Source organism: Bordetella tumbae (assembly GCF_054780995.1).
Map to the genome: position 1 here is coordinate 375076 of NZ_BAAGVG010000023.1, position 13385 is coordinate 388460.

14 protein-coding genes are annotated in these 13385 nt (G+C 59.4%); 4 read left to right on the forward strand and 10 right to left on the reverse strand.

Annotation, left to right across the window (positions count from 1 at the left end; translation table 11 throughout):
• Window positions 1-7 precede the first annotated feature (7 nt).
• The 4 genes from ACYVI2_RS24160 to ACYVI2_RS24175 all read right to left on the reverse strand — a co-directional run bounded on the left by ACYVI2_RS24160 (window position 8) and on the right by ACYVI2_RS24175 (window position 3288).
• On the reverse strand, window positions 8-1171 hold the full coding sequence (locus ACYVI2_RS24160; RefSeq protein ID WP_415817023.1) for an enoyl-CoA hydratase/isomerase family protein: 1164 nt from the start codon (window positions 1169-1171) through the stop codon (window positions 8-10).
• The gene (locus ACYVI2_RS24165) at window positions 1168-2322 is read right to left on the reverse strand and encodes an acyl-CoA dehydrogenase family protein (RefSeq protein ID WP_415817025.1); all 1155 of its coding nucleotides are present in this window, start codon (window positions 2320-2322) and stop codon (window positions 1168-1170) included. The genes ACYVI2_RS24160 and ACYVI2_RS24165 overlap by 4 nt, the downstream gene beginning before the upstream one ends.
• Before the next feature lie 197 nt (window positions 2323-2519).
• Window positions 2520-2864 carry an RnfH family protein gene (locus tag ACYVI2_RS24170; protein WP_415817027.1) on the reverse strand — a complete coding sequence of 115 codons (345 nt, stop codon included), beginning with the start codon at window positions 2862-2864 and terminating at the stop codon, window positions 2520-2522.
• Window positions 2854-3288 (reverse strand): type II toxin-antitoxin system RatA family toxin, encoded by a 435-nt coding sequence (locus ACYVI2_RS24175; protein WP_415817029.1) that lies wholly within the window; start codon window positions 3286-3288, stop codon window positions 2854-2856. Before ACYVI2_RS24175 ends, ACYVI2_RS24170 begins: the two co-directional genes overlap by 11 nt.
• Window positions 3289-3378: 90 nt before the next feature.
• On the opposite strand from ACYVI2_RS24175, the gene smpB reads away from it, so the two are divergent.
• Window positions 3379-3846 (forward strand): SsrA-binding protein SmpB, encoded by a 468-nt coding sequence (gene smpB / locus ACYVI2_RS24180; RefSeq protein ID WP_415804991.1) that lies wholly within the window; start codon window positions 3379-3381, stop codon window positions 3844-3846.
• 286 nt (window positions 3847-4132) lie between these two features.
• On the opposite strand, the gene ACYVI2_RS24185 is transcribed toward smpB, so the two are convergent.
• Together ACYVI2_RS24185 and ACYVI2_RS24190 are read right to left on the reverse strand one after the other, a co-directional pair.
• Complete coding sequence (locus tag ACYVI2_RS24185; protein ID WP_415817147.1) at window positions 4133-5059, reverse strand: SPFH domain-containing protein; 927 nt, start codon at window positions 5057-5059, stop codon at window positions 4133-4135.
• 103 nt (window positions 5060-5162) lie between these two features.
• On the reverse strand, window positions 5163-5582 hold the full coding sequence (locus tag ACYVI2_RS24190) for an NfeD family protein (protein WP_415817149.1): 420 nt from the start codon (window positions 5580-5582) through the stop codon (window positions 5163-5165).
• 140 nt (window positions 5583-5722) lie between these two features.
• Between ACYVI2_RS24190 and ACYVI2_RS24195 the strand changes: the two genes are divergently transcribed.
• Window positions 5723-5884, forward strand: a complete 162-nt coding sequence (locus ACYVI2_RS24195) for a helix-turn-helix domain-containing protein (RefSeq protein ID WP_415817031.1) — start codon at window positions 5723-5725, stop codon at window positions 5882-5884.
• 326 nt (window positions 5885-6210) lie between these two features.
• On the forward strand, window positions 6211-6984 hold the full coding sequence (locus tag ACYVI2_RS24200) for a glutamine amidotransferase (protein ID WP_460490365.1): 774 nt from the start codon (window positions 6211-6213) through the stop codon (window positions 6982-6984).
• Between the two features lie 96 nt (window positions 6985-7080).
• On the opposite strand, the gene ACYVI2_RS24205 is transcribed toward ACYVI2_RS24200, so the two are convergent.
• From ACYVI2_RS24205 to ppsA, 3 genes are all read right to left on the reverse strand, one after another.
• The gene (locus ACYVI2_RS24205; RefSeq protein ID WP_415817033.1) at window positions 7081-8103 is read right to left on the reverse strand and encodes a hypothetical protein; all 1023 of its coding nucleotides are present in this window, start codon (window positions 8101-8103) and stop codon (window positions 7081-7083) included.
• 156 nt (window positions 8104-8259) lie between these two features.
• Window positions 8260-9021, reverse strand: coding sequence for a hypothetical protein (locus ACYVI2_RS24210; RefSeq protein ID WP_415817035.1), 762 nt, complete (start codon window positions 9019-9021; stop codon window positions 8260-8262).
• Between the two features lie 193 nt (window positions 9022-9214).
• Window positions 9215-11578, reverse strand: a complete 2364-nt coding sequence (gene ppsA / locus ACYVI2_RS24215) for a phosphoenolpyruvate synthase (protein WP_415817037.1) — start codon at window positions 11576-11578, stop codon at window positions 9215-9217.
• Window positions 11579-11734: 156 nt separating this feature from the next.
• Between ppsA and ppsR the strand changes: the two genes are divergently transcribed.
• Window positions 11735-12565 (forward strand): posphoenolpyruvate synthetase regulatory kinase/phosphorylase PpsR, encoded by an 831-nt coding sequence (ppsR, locus tag ACYVI2_RS24220; protein WP_415817039.1) that lies wholly within the window; start codon window positions 11735-11737, stop codon window positions 12563-12565.
• Here the strand turns inward: ppsR and ACYVI2_RS24225 are convergent.
• Window positions 12562-13347, reverse strand: a complete 786-nt coding sequence (locus ACYVI2_RS24225; RefSeq protein ID WP_415817041.1) for a TrmH family RNA methyltransferase — start codon at window positions 13345-13347, stop codon at window positions 12562-12564. The two genes, ppsR and ACYVI2_RS24225, sit on opposite strands and share 4 nt — an antisense overlap.
• Between the last annotated feature and the right edge of the window lie 38 nt (window positions 13348-13385).

Sequence of the window (13385 nt, forward strand, 5' to 3'; positions counted from 1 at the left end):
ACCGAATTTAAGCCTCGGCACCCAGGTCCGCCAATGGATGAGCCTGCCCCGCCGGCCAAGGCGCCTCGAAAAAGCGCTGTACCCACGCCTCGGATGCCTGCTCCAGTGTGGCCGGATTCCATTTGGGTTGCTTGTCTTTGTCTATCAACAAGGCCCGGATGCCCTCGGCAAAATCGCCCTCGGCGGCGCATGCCAGCGCCGCGATGTACTCGACGCGGAACACCTCGGCCAATGAACTGAGCCGCGTACGGCGCAACAGGGCAAAGGCCAGGCGTGCCGAACCCGGCGAGCCTGCCAGCATCGTCGCTGCGGCGCGCGCCAGCCAGGGGTCCTCGTGTGTTTTCAGTTCGGAGATGGCGTCATAGATCGCGGTCAGATTCTCGCCGCCACACAGAGTATTGATCAGTGCCGCATGCTGACGCAACGGTCCGGGAGAGAGCTCGGATTCAGGCTGATGAGTCAACAAGACCTGGCGCAACAGGTCGTCGTTTAGCGAGCGCGACGACCGTCCATCCTCTGCAGCCGACGCCGTCCAAGGCGTTTGCAGCAATGCCTCGACAAACTGCGGCCAGCCCGACGAGTCCAGACGATAATCGGCAACGCCGGCATACAAGGCATCCGAGGTCGTCAGCTGCGCACCCGTCAACGCTAAAAACAGCCCGATGCGCCCTTGCATGTGATTCAGCATCCAGCTGCCGCCCACATCGGGAAACAATGCAATCGAAATCTCCGGCATGGCCAGGCGCGTCGTTTCGCTGACCACCCGATGGCTGGCCCCCATCATGAGGCCAACGCCGCCCCCCATCACAATGCCATGCCCCCAGCACAGGATAGGCTTGGGATAGGTATGAATCTGATAGTCGAGCCGATACTCGCGCTCAAAGAAATCTCGCGCCAATGGATTGGCCCAGGCCCCCTGGCCCTGGTGTTCCTGCATGCTGTGATACAGGCCGTGCAGATCTCCACCCGCGCTAAAGGCTTTGCCGCCTGCGCCTTGCAGCACCACCATCGCCACGCTGTCGTCCTGCGACCAGGCCGTCAGGCGCTCGGCCAGCAAATCGACCATCTCCAGCGACAGGCCGTTGAGCGTTTGCGGCGCGTTCAGCGTGGCAAACGCCACACGCATCCCATTGGTGGCGGTTTTTTCCTCGAACAGCACGGGGGCGGTCATCTGATATCTGCTCCTTTTTCCAGCAATTGGCGGGCCACGATCACACGCATGATTTCGTTGGTGCCCTCAAGAATCTGATGGACACGAGTATCGCGCACGAGGCGCTCCAAGGGATAGTCCCGCAAGTAACCGTAGCCGCCGTGAATCTGTTGCGCGTCCAGGCAGATCTGGAAACCCATATCGGTCGCAAAGCGCTTGGCCATGGCGCAATACGTGCCGGCGTCAGGCGAACCAGCGTCCAGCTTGCACGCCGCCAATCGCACCATCTGCCGGGCTGCCACTAAATGCGTGGCCATGTCCGCGAGCTTGAACTGCAAGGCCTGAAACTCAGCCAGGCGGCGGCCGAATTGTTTGCGCTCGTCCATGTAGCGCCGGGCAGCATCCAGCGCGCCCTGGGCAGCCCCCACCGAGCAGGTGCCGATATTGATCCGCCCACCGTCCAGACCCTTCATGGCGATCTTGAAACCTTCGCCCTCCTGGCCCAGCATATTGGCCGCCGGCACCCGCACGTTTTCAAAGGTGATGGGCCGTGTGGACTGGCTGTTCCAGCCCATTTTTTCTTCTTTACGGCCGTAGCTGATGCCGGCGCTGTCGGCCGGCACGGCAAAGGCACTGACGCCGCCAGGCCCCTCGCCGCCGGTGCGGGCCATCACGACCAGCAGATCCGTATCACCGCCGCCCGAGATGAACGCCTTGGCACCGTTGAGGACAAAATCGTCACCATCGCGTTTCGCGCTCGTGCGCAGGGAACCTGCGTCTGAACCTGCGCCCGGCTCCGTCAAGCAGTAGGACGCGAGTTTTTCTCCGCTGGCCAGCAACGGCCCCCAGGCCTCGCGCAACGCCGGTTGACCCCATTTTCCGACCATCCAGGTCGCCATGTTGTGAATCGTCAGAAAAGCCGTCGTCGACGGATCGACCGCAGCCATTTCCTCGAACACCAGCGTGGCGTCCAATCGCGGCAGCCCCAGGCCACCGATATCCTCGGACGCATAAATCGCACAAAAGCCCAGTTCGCCGGCCCGGGCAAAGGCCTCGCGGGGAAAGATGCCCTCGGCATCCCAGCGAGCGGCATTGGGGGCGAGCTCGCCTTGGGCGTAGTCGCGCGCAGCCTGCGCAAAAGCCTGCTGCTCGTCAGTCAATTCCAGATCCACAGCGTTGTCTCCTGTTGGTTGGTCTAGCTGGCGTCATGGCTGTCTCGTGAACGGCCACACCTACCATCCGTCCATTTTGCATGACGTTAACGTAAACGTAAATCTACAGCCGGTATCTTACGCCGGAATCCAGAGACAATTTTGTCCTGCCGATGACTTTTGGCGCGACAGGAGGCGAGCTCGTTAGGGAATGAGATCTACAGCAATCCCGCAGGGCGCTCGCGGCCGTTGCGGGCCGCCGTGGCCTTGGCGCGACGGTGATCAGCCCTGCGGCGGCGCGACACCATGGGATCGAACGTCAGCGGACGATAGATCTCGATCCGATCGCCATCGGCCAATGGCGTCTCGGTCTGGCATTGTTTGCCAAACACCCCGACGCCCTGCCCCCAGGGATCCACCCCAGGAAACTCAGCCTCAAACCCGCTCTGGCGCAACGCATCTGCGGCCGTGGCGCCGGCAGGCAACGTCAGCTCGCGCTGCCACGTCGCCGATGGCGTGGGATAGCAGACACAGACTCGCAGCACCGCAGCCTCATTCCCCATAGACCGCCTGCGCCCGTTTGGTAAAGGAATCGATAAAACTGGTCGCAATCCGGTTAAAGACCGGCCCCACCACCATCTCGAGGGCGCGATTGGAAAACGCGTACTCCAGGGTGAACAAGACCTTGCACGCATCCTCGGCCAGGGCCTGGAATTCCCAGTTGCCCACCAGCATCGAAAACGGGCCGTCCACGAGCTCGAGCTGAATCCGGTTGGGATACTCATGGGTATTGCGGGTGGTGAATCGCTGCTTCATCCCCGCGAAACTGATCATCACAGAGGCTTGCATCCCGTGTTCGTCGCGAGACTGGACCTCCGTCCCGCCACACCACGGCATGAATTCCGGATACTTTTCCACGTCGGCAACGAGGTCGAACATCTGTGCTGCACTATAAGGAACCAGGACAGATCGCTGTACTTTATGCATCGGCTATCGCAAATCGCTAGAATGGTTGGATTTTACCGGTAGCGCAGCTACCGCCGCATTTTTCGCCGGATTACTGCCTGATCAGCCTTTATGAGCATTATCGACAACCGCAAGGCCACCCACGATTATTTCATCGAAGACCGCTACGAGGCCGGCCTGGTCCTGCAAGGCTGGGAGGTCAAGGCGATTCGTGACAGCCGTGTCCAGCTTAAAGAAAGCTACGTCATCGTGCGCGATGGCGAGCTGTTTTTGCTGGGCATGCATGTCAGTCCCTTGCCCACTGCCTCCACGCATATCCATCCCGATGCCATGCGTACGCGCAAGCTGCTGCTCAAAGCCGAAGAAATCAGCAAGTTGATCGGCAAGGTCGAGCAACGTGGCTACACCCTCGTCCCGCTGAATCTGCATTACAAAAATGGCCGGATCAAGCTCGATTTCGCGCTCGGCCGCGGCAAAAAGCTCTACGACAAACGCGACAGCTCTCGTGAAAAAGACTGGCAGCGCGAGAAAGAGCGCATCATGAAACACGATACCCGCAGTTCGCGGCGCGACGATTGATTGACGGCTGACCGCGCTGTGGCCTCGTCAGGCCAGATGAGGCTGGATAAACCCGGTCCATCGCGACCTGAATCGCGGCGATACCCGTGCATGGACGCCTTTGCCGAGACCCTCGAGGCTAGTTGAAACTGGCCGTCTGCTGGATACAGAGAGAGCGTCCTGAGCCAGACCAGACTGCCATGCGTGATTCTGGCAGTCTGGCGCGTCCGCCACCGCTCTGTGTTAGACCGGCTTGACGATCGCCATCGCGGATGCGATCAGACCACCCACGCCTGACATCCGTGTATTACACCTGCTTGTTCGTCTTGACGATCGCCATCGCCGACGCTATCAGACCGCCCACGTCCGACAAATTGGACGGCAGGATCAGGGTGTTGCCTTCCTTGGCGACATTGCCGAAAGCGTCCACATAACGTTCCGCGACCTTCAGGTTGACGGCCTCCATACCACCTGGCTGACGCACCGCCTCACCGACTTGCATGATTGCTTTCGCCGTCGCTTCGGCAATGGCCAGCACGGCCGCCGCCTCACCCTGGGCCTGGTTGATCTGCGCCTGCTTTTCACCCTCGGAGCGCGCGATGGCGGCTTCGCGCTCGCCCGTCGCGATGTTGATTTGCTCCTGACGGCGGCCCTCCGAAGCAGCGATCAGCGCACGTTTTTCCCGCTCGGCGGTAATCTGCGCCTGCATCGCACGCAGGATCTCATTGGGCGGCGTCAAGTCCTTGATTTCATAACGCAAGACCTTCACCCCCCAGTTCAGCGCTGCCTCATCGAGCGAGGCCACGATCGTGGCGTTGATGAACTCGCGTTCCTCGAAAGTACGATCCAGCTCCAGTTTCCCGATCACCGACCGCAGCGTGGTCTGCGCCAGTTGGGTAATGGCCGAGATGTAGTTGGACGAACCGTACGACGCACGCATCGGATCCGTTACCTGGAAATAAAGCACGCCATCGACCTGCAACTGCGTGTTATCGCGCGTGATGCAGACCTGGCTCGGAACGTCCAGGGGGATTTCCTTGAGCGAGTGTTTGTAGGAAACCCGCTCGATGAACGGGATCACGAATCCCGCGCCTGGCGAGAGCACCCGGTCGAACTTGCCCAGCCGTTCGACGACCCAGGCGTGCTGTTGCGGCACGATGGCAATGGCCTTGATGATGATCAGCAACGCCAAAACGACCAAGACGATCAGGGCGATGGTGGAAGGTTCGAGCATCATGGAAGTGGTCCTGCGTGGAATGAGAGACGACCGCACCCATCTCGGGCGGCCACGAAATCAGACAGACAAGCCTGGACTGTAACGTACTCGGGTACGCGGCTCACACCTTGCGCGTCAACACCAGCCGCGGACCACGGATCTCACTGATCACATACAGACCCGGCTCACGCGGTTGCCCGGCTGCGAGCTCTGCTTGCCAATTCGCACCACGATACCAGACGCGCGCAATTCCGGCGTCCGTCCAGCTTTCGACCTCGACCGTCTGGCCGATGTCGAGATGCACATCGGCATTACTCTTGGCATCGACTTCACGTTTTTTCAGGACGCCAGTACGGCGCAACACGATTAATCCGACCAACGCTACGACAGCGCAGGCCACGAGCTGCCATTCCAGGCCTGCGTCGAACCACGCTGCGACACCGCCCGCGACCAAACCGAGCGCGACCAGCAACAGGTAAAACGTGCCGCTGGCTACCTCACCGATGAGTGCGACCGCTGCCAGTCCAAACCATATCCACATCATCCATTGCTCCGAGAAACCTCGGCATTCATGCCGGGGAGGTAAGGGACGCAGCCGCAAGGCTGCAAGATTGGTCTGATTTGAGTTGATAGCTGGATAAATGTCCAGTTTCTGGGTCTGGCGTGGATAGTATCCCGGGCATGCAAACCAAACGTGCCTACCGATTCCGGTTCTATCCAACGCCCGAGCAAGCGCCGCAACGTTTGCGGATATGTGTCACCGAGGCTGTCGTTGAGCGTGCGACATTGACCCTGTCCGCAATGCAACGCAGACCACGACCGCGACGTCAACGCGGCGCATAACGTATTAGCCGCCGGGCTGGCGGTGTTAGCCCATGGAGAAACGGTAAGACCTGAGTGCATGAATGATGATGTACGACGGCTCGGTTCGGTGAAGTGGGAATCCCTTTCCTTTAGGGAAGGGAGCAGTCAAGTGATGCCTTATTTGAAAAACCCGGGGCTGGGCTCTAGTGGCCCAGATTCCCTCGGAGGCCAAGGAAACAAGGGGCGGCCCGGCACCCCCTGTGCAACAGAATATGGCTCGATTGTACGGATTTCTGGGCCATGACGATTTATCATCATGCTATTGACTGCGTTTCGCGCCGAACAGCGAGCTCCCTGGATAGTCCATGAATACTGCTGCCCCCTACTCCGACGGCCTATTGCCCGTTCTGATTCTGCACACCGGCGATCCCGACGAACCCCTGCGCCAGTCGCATGGCGGCTATGCCGAGATGATGCGCCATGCCGCTGGCCTGTCACCGGATGGGGTGCACATCGTAAGGGTGTATCTGGACGAGGAGCCTTTGGCGCCCTCAGCCTATCGCGCGGCGCTCATCACGGGGTCGCCCGCCATGGTGACGGACCTCGAGCCCTGGAGCGAGCGCACGGCTGCCTGGATACGGCAGGCAGCCGCCGAGAACCTGCCTATGTTCGGCGTGTGCTACGGCCATCAATTGCTGGCGCATGCGCTGGGTGGCGTGGTGGACTACAACGCCAAGGGCCGCGAACTCGGCACGCAAACCATAGAGTGCCTGCCCGATGCCACGGGCGACGCCTTGATGACCGGATTGCCGACCCGGTTTCCTGCCCAACTGCTGCACGCGCAAAGCGTCACGCAATTGCCCCCCGGCGCCGAGGCACTGGCCCGCTCGGATATGGATCCACATCAATTGATCCGCTTGGCGCCCGCGATTTATTCCGCTCAATTCCATCCTGAATTCGGGCCGGAATTCATGGGCGACCATTTGCGGCAATACCATCGCGTCTACCTCCGCGAGGGGTTGGATGTCGACGCCTTAGCGGCTGGACTCGGCCCGACGCCGACAGCGGCCAGCTTGATCCGGCGGTTTCTCGGGCTGTGCGAACGCGCGGGCACGCGATCGGCGCAACGGACGGCGTAACGCAGGCGTCGCCGCTTATGCCATTCCTATCGTGATGGGCATGGTCGATGCGCTTGGCACTACTGGATTGCCATGGCCGGTCTCGACCAAATCGCGCTATCGATTAAGCCGGAGTGCCACATCGGATACGCCTAGGTCGCTCAGCACCTCGGTCTCTGCCTCCGTTAGATCACGATAAGACTGCAATCTCGGGCGTGGCGATGAGATCGAAGCATCAGGTTGCCACTCTTCGCCGACCTTGACGGCGCCCGAAACAAACGACGAACGCGCCATCGCCACCTCTTTCTGTTCTTGATTCGCCTTGTGTTCTCGCCGGGCTGCCTCACGGAGCGTATCCGTCAGTGCCTGTAATTGTGTTTTCATTTTAGCGGGCGCCGAATCCGAGACCGCTGTGGCAGGCTGCATAGCATCAGATTGAAAATAAGGAAGTTCCGCCTCCGCCATTAACGCCCTCTCCCCAAAATCGACGACGGCATAAATACGGTTTCCAAACTCTCCCGCCACCTTCGAAAGCAGCATCTCTTTCGACTCCAATGGCAATGGAGCGATTTTTATTTCCGAATTCGCCGCGCGCTGATCCTTCGTCTTGGCATCAGTGAGCGCATTATCGATCAGCGAGCCTGCCTCGAGTCCGGATGCCGAGATATTTTGCAGCACAGCATAGACAGCGCGAGCGTCTTCGTTGCGAAAGGCGTCTTCAAGATCCATTTGATATTTCACAGACAGCAGCGTGTCTTTGTCTTTCGGACTCACGTAGTCAAGGATATTGCTATTGCGATAGATTTCGGTGTCTCCAACGGTAAGACTGCATCTAAAAGACTCATTAGGATTCTGAGAAAAATCGAATTTGAATTTGTCACGATATTCGGGCGATACAAAGTCCCGCAGTTTGAAAAAGCACTCCAATCGGCCCATTTCATTGCGACTCTTGGAGTCTCTGTTGATTGTATAAATCTGATTGCACAAGGCGTGGATCGCTTCGTGTTGTGCCCCGCTCTGAAACCAGTCAATGATTTTTTCTAGAAACGTCAACTTGGACGCTTCTTCGTACGACGGCGCTGCGGCGACGCGTGAAATCTGCGCCAGGCTTAACGTGGAAATGGAACTGGGATTGGACATAGTGAGGTGTCCCCATGTGATTTAGGATTTCAGTCATGATTGTCCGAAGCATGGGTAACGCTCTACTCATCCTGGTTCCACCCACGAGACTACTGCCGGCCATATCGCACCCGCGTCCGACCCTTACGCCATCTAGTGAGCGCAGGCGCACCAACTCTAGCCCTGGATCTTTCCCAGATCGAATATCACACGCGTGCTGTCTTGCTTCGCTGCATTTTCTTCGGCGAGGCGCTCCATGGTTACGGTGAGCGTTTCCGTCAGCGCCTGCAGCAGCTGCCTGTCGTTATCGCGCGCCTCCACCATCAGGCCAAGACCCAGGTCCTCGGTCAGCTTTGACAGCAGCATGGCTTGAGCCCCCGTTGATAGGGGGCGCATCAGCAAGGACAGCGCTTCAGGCGACGGCTGTGGCGTGCTGTCGATATCTGCATTGTCCATCCCCGACGCCGTGCGTCGCACCTCGCCCGAGACGGCCTTCAGCACGTCGCGTATTGAGTCGGTATCCTCGTTGCGAAACGCGTCCTCAAGATCCATACCGCACTTGCCCAGCGTGAGCTCGAATCGTTCGTGTGAACTCGACGGCCCGCTGATGTCATTATTTCTATAAATTTCCTCACCGCCAATCCGAATCGCGCATCCGAATGTCTCCGGCGAATCGCCGCTGAAAAAATCATATTTAAATTGATCACGATGTTCGGGCAACGCCAACTGTCGAAGCTCGGCAAAAGCGTTCAGCCGAATATTCTCCGTATGAAAATTGGATTCGTGTGACGACGCAGCCCCACCCTTAACCTCAATGAGCTTGTCGTACATCTGTTCTAATTCGGCGCGTTGAACACCGCTTTTGAACCAATCGATGATTCTGTCCAACAAACTCATTTTTGTAGCTTCTTCCCGCGATGTCGCCTTGGCGACCTGCAAGATCTGTGCGGAGTTCAGGTTGGAAACAGGATTGGGCATGGTGACTACCTCTCGTGAAATTTATGATTGCAACAGTGGCAATTGAGTTGTGTGTAACACTCACGATGACGAAGTTCCCACATGAAACAAGCCCTGCATCCGGTGAAGGATGCAGGGCTTGTTCACCGCGCGCAGGCGCGGCCAATCGCTCAGATCAGCGAGCCAGACGCTGCCACGTATCAACCACCGTGTCCGGGTTCAGCGACATGGACAGAATGCCTTCGTCCTTGAGCCACTGAGCGAAATCCGGATGGTCGCTGGGGCCCTGACCGCAGATACCGACGTACTTGTTGGCAGCCAGGCAAGCCTTGATCGCACGGCTCAGCATGAACTTCACCGCATCATCGCGCTCGTCGAAATCGGCAGCCAACAGCTCCATACCGGAGTCGCGATCCAGACCCAGCGTCAACTGCGTCATGTCGTTCGAACCGATCGAGAAACCGTCGAAATGTTCCAGGAACTGGTCGGCCAACAACGCATTGGACGGGACTTCGCACATCATGATGAGCTTCAGGCCGTTTTCGCCACGCGCCAAGCCACGGGCGCCCAGCAGGTCCACCACGCGTTTGGCCTGGCTGACCGTACGCACGAACGGGACCATGATCTCGACGTTGGTCAGGCCCATTTCGTCACGCACTTTCTTCAGCGCCTCGCATTCCATGCGGAAGCACTCGGCGAAATCCGCAGCAATGTAGCGCGACGCGCCGCGGAAGCCCAGCATGGGGTTTTCTTCCTCGGGCTCGTAACGCGAGCCGCCCACCAGTTTGCGGTATTCGTTGGACTTGAAGTCCGACATACGCACGATGACCGACTTGGGCCAGAACGCGGCGGCAATGGTGGCAATACCTTCTGCGAGCTTTTCGACAAAGAAGGCGCGCGGGCTGGCATAGCCACGGGCAGCCGACTCGACGGCTTTTTTCAGCTCGCCATCGACATTCGGGTAATCCAACACAGCCTTGGGGTGAATGCCGATGTTGTTGTTGATGATGAATTCCAGGCGAGCCAGACCCACGCCAGAGTTCGGGATTTGCGCGAAATCGAAAGCCAGCTGAGGGTTACCGACGTTCATCATGATCTTGACGTCGATCGGCGGCATTTCACCGCGGCGGACTTCTTCGACCTCGGTTTCGATCAGGCCGTCGTAAATACGGCCCTCGTCACCCTCGGCGCACGACACGGTCACGGCCTGGCCTTCTTTCAGGACGTCGGTCGCTTCACCGCAGCCCACCACGGCCGGGATACCCAGTTCACGCGCGATGATGGCCGCGTGGCAGGTACGGCCGCCACGGTTGGTCACGATAGCCGAGGCGCGCTTCATGACCGGTTCCCAGTTGGGGTCGGTCATGTCGGTCACCAGCACATCGCCGGGCTGCACACGATCCATTTCGGAAATATCGGCCACGACGCGCACGGGGCCCGAACCGATTTTCTGGCCAATGGCGCGGCCGGTGATCAGGACCTGGCCGGTGGCCTTCAGGCGGTAGCGCTGCTGGACGTCGTTGCCAGTTTGCTGCGATTTCACCGTTTCGGGGCGAGCTTGCAGGATGTAGATCTTGCCATCGACACCATCACGGCCCCACTCGATATCCATCGGGCGCTTGTAGTGTTTTTCGATGATGACCGCGTAGCGTGCCAATTCGGAGACTTCGTCATCGGTCAACGAATAGCGGTTGCGCTCGGATACCGGCACGTCCACCGTGCGCACGGCACGGCCTTCGGGGCGCTCGGGATCGAATTCCATCTTGATCAGCTTGGAGCCGATGCGGCGGCTGACGATGGGATAGTGGCCCTGTTCCAGCGTGGGCTTGAACACGTAGAACTCGTCGGGGTTCACGGCGCCTTGCACCACGGTTTCACCCAGGCCGTAGGACGACGTGATGAACACCACGTCTTGGAAGCCCGATTCGGTGTCGATGGTGAACATCACGCCGGCGCTGCCCTTGTCGGAGCGCACCATGCGCTGCACGCCTGCAGACAACGCGACTTCGGCGTGGGCATAGCCTTTGTGCACGCGATAGGAAATCGCGCGATCGTTGTACAGCGACGCGAACACGTGGCGAATCTTGTCCAGCACGTCGTCAATACCAACGACGTTCAGGAAGGTCTCCTGCTGGCCCGCGAACGAGGCGTCAGGCAAATCCTCGGCAGTGGCGGACGAACGCACGGCGAACGAGCCCTTGCCGTCTGCATCCAGCGCGGCAAAGGACGTGCGGATCTGCTGCTCGAACTCGGACGAGAACGGGGCATCAACGATCCATTGACGGATCTCGGCGCCAGCTGTCGCCAGCTCGCGAACGTCTTCGGGGTTCAGCGTGCTGAGTCGCGTAGCAATGCGCGCATCCAGACCGGAGGCTTTGAGGAAATCACGGAAGGCTTCAGCAGTCGTAGCAAAACCGCCCGGTACGCGAACACCCGCGCCCGACAACTGACTGATCATTTCACCTAGTGATGCGTTCTTACCTCCTACCGAGTCCACATCCGTCATGCGGAGCTGCTCGAAAGAAACGACGTACGACATTTAAGTCACCTTTTACAATAGAGAAAGCGAGTTTGGTCAAAACACCACGATGCACTGACCAAACCAGCCTGAGACCGCTCTTGGGGTGACTGATTGGGGTCGAATTGTACCCGGTCGGGCGCTCCAGCCCTCCCCTTTGGTTGGAATATTTTACATATGGCTTCGTCCCCTATCGAACGTACTGTCTATATCGTCTCGGACAGCACCGGCATCACCGCAGAGACATTTAGTCACTCCGTGTTGTCCCAATTTGAGCAAGTACGCTTCAAGCCGATCCGCCTGCCCTTTATCGACACCCTGGAAAAAGCCCAGGAAGTCGCCGAGCGCATCGACCGCAATGCCAACGAAACCGGCCTGCCGCCCATCGTTTTCAGCACCTTGGTCGACCCCCACAGCATGGAATGCGTCCGCCGCGCGAATGGGATTTTCCTGGACCTTTTTGGCACGTTTGTCGGGCATATCGAGCAGGCCTTGGGGATGAAATCCAATCATTCCGTTGGCCGCTCGCACATGGCGGCCAACTCTGAGCAGTACCGGAATCGAATTGACGCCATCAATTTCAGCCTGGCACATGACGACGGGCAATTCATCAACCAACTGGATCAGGCAGATGTCATTCTGGTGGGCGTGTCCCGCTGTGGCAAGACGCCGACCAGCTTGTATCTGGCCATGCAGTACGCTATCAAAGCGGCCAATTTCCCGCTGACGCCCGACGATTTCGAGCGAGGCACGCTGCCCTCAACGGTCGCGCCGCATCGATCCAAGCTGTTTGGCCTGTCGATTCAGCCCGAACGCCTGTCCGAAGTCCGCAACGAGCGCCGTCCCAACAGCCAGTACGCGACGCTGGAGCAATGCCGCTACGAGGTGGCCGAGGCTGAACGCATGATGCGCCGCGAGGGGATTTCCTGGCTGTCCACGACGACCAAGTCCATCGAGGAAATCGCCACGACGGTATTGCAAGAGGTGGGCCTGGATAGATCGAATTAGGCCATCCCCTGGCGGCGCTGCTCAAACAGGCACAGCGCCGTCGCCACCCCGACATTCAAAGACTCCACCGAGGGGGCGTGGTCGATGCGCACCCGCAGCGTGGCGGCAGACTGCAAATCGGACGAAACCCCCTGCCCCTCGTGGCCGAATACCCAGGCGCAGGCCTTTGGCAACGCGGTTGCATAGAGATCCTGGGCATTTTCCAGCGTCGTGACGGCAAGTGGAACATCCAGGCGGTCCACACAGGCGATCAGATCTGCCTGCTCGTGTATGGACAGCGCAAAATGCGCGCCTTGGCCGCCACGCAGCACTTTGGGCGACCAGGCTGCCGCGCAGCCCGGCGACAGCAACACGCGGGAGACGCCCGCAGCTGCGCATATCCGCAAGATCGTACCGACGTTACCTGGGTCCTGCACCCGGTCGAGCCATACCATGGATTCGCCCAAGCGCGCAGGCAGCGCTGGCGCTGGCGGATCGACGATGAACAGCACGCCCTGGCCGGTTTCAACGGTCTCCAGATGTTTCAATAGCTGAGGCGTCAGCGCCAAAATCTGCCGCTCGGGTAAGACGGCCTGCACGGCAACCAACAACGCTGCCAGCTCTGGACGGTCCAGCCGGTCTGCGTCGAATACAGCCAAGACCGGTTTCGCCGACGACGCCAACCAGGCCTGACACAAATGCACCCCCTCCAGGATCGCGCCCTCGCCACGACGCCCGGCATGCTGGGCCAGACGCTGCAATTGCTTGAATTGAGGGTTGTCGCGGGACGCGATGTGTTTCATGGCAGGGACAGAGGTTGGAATACGCGGTGCACGATACC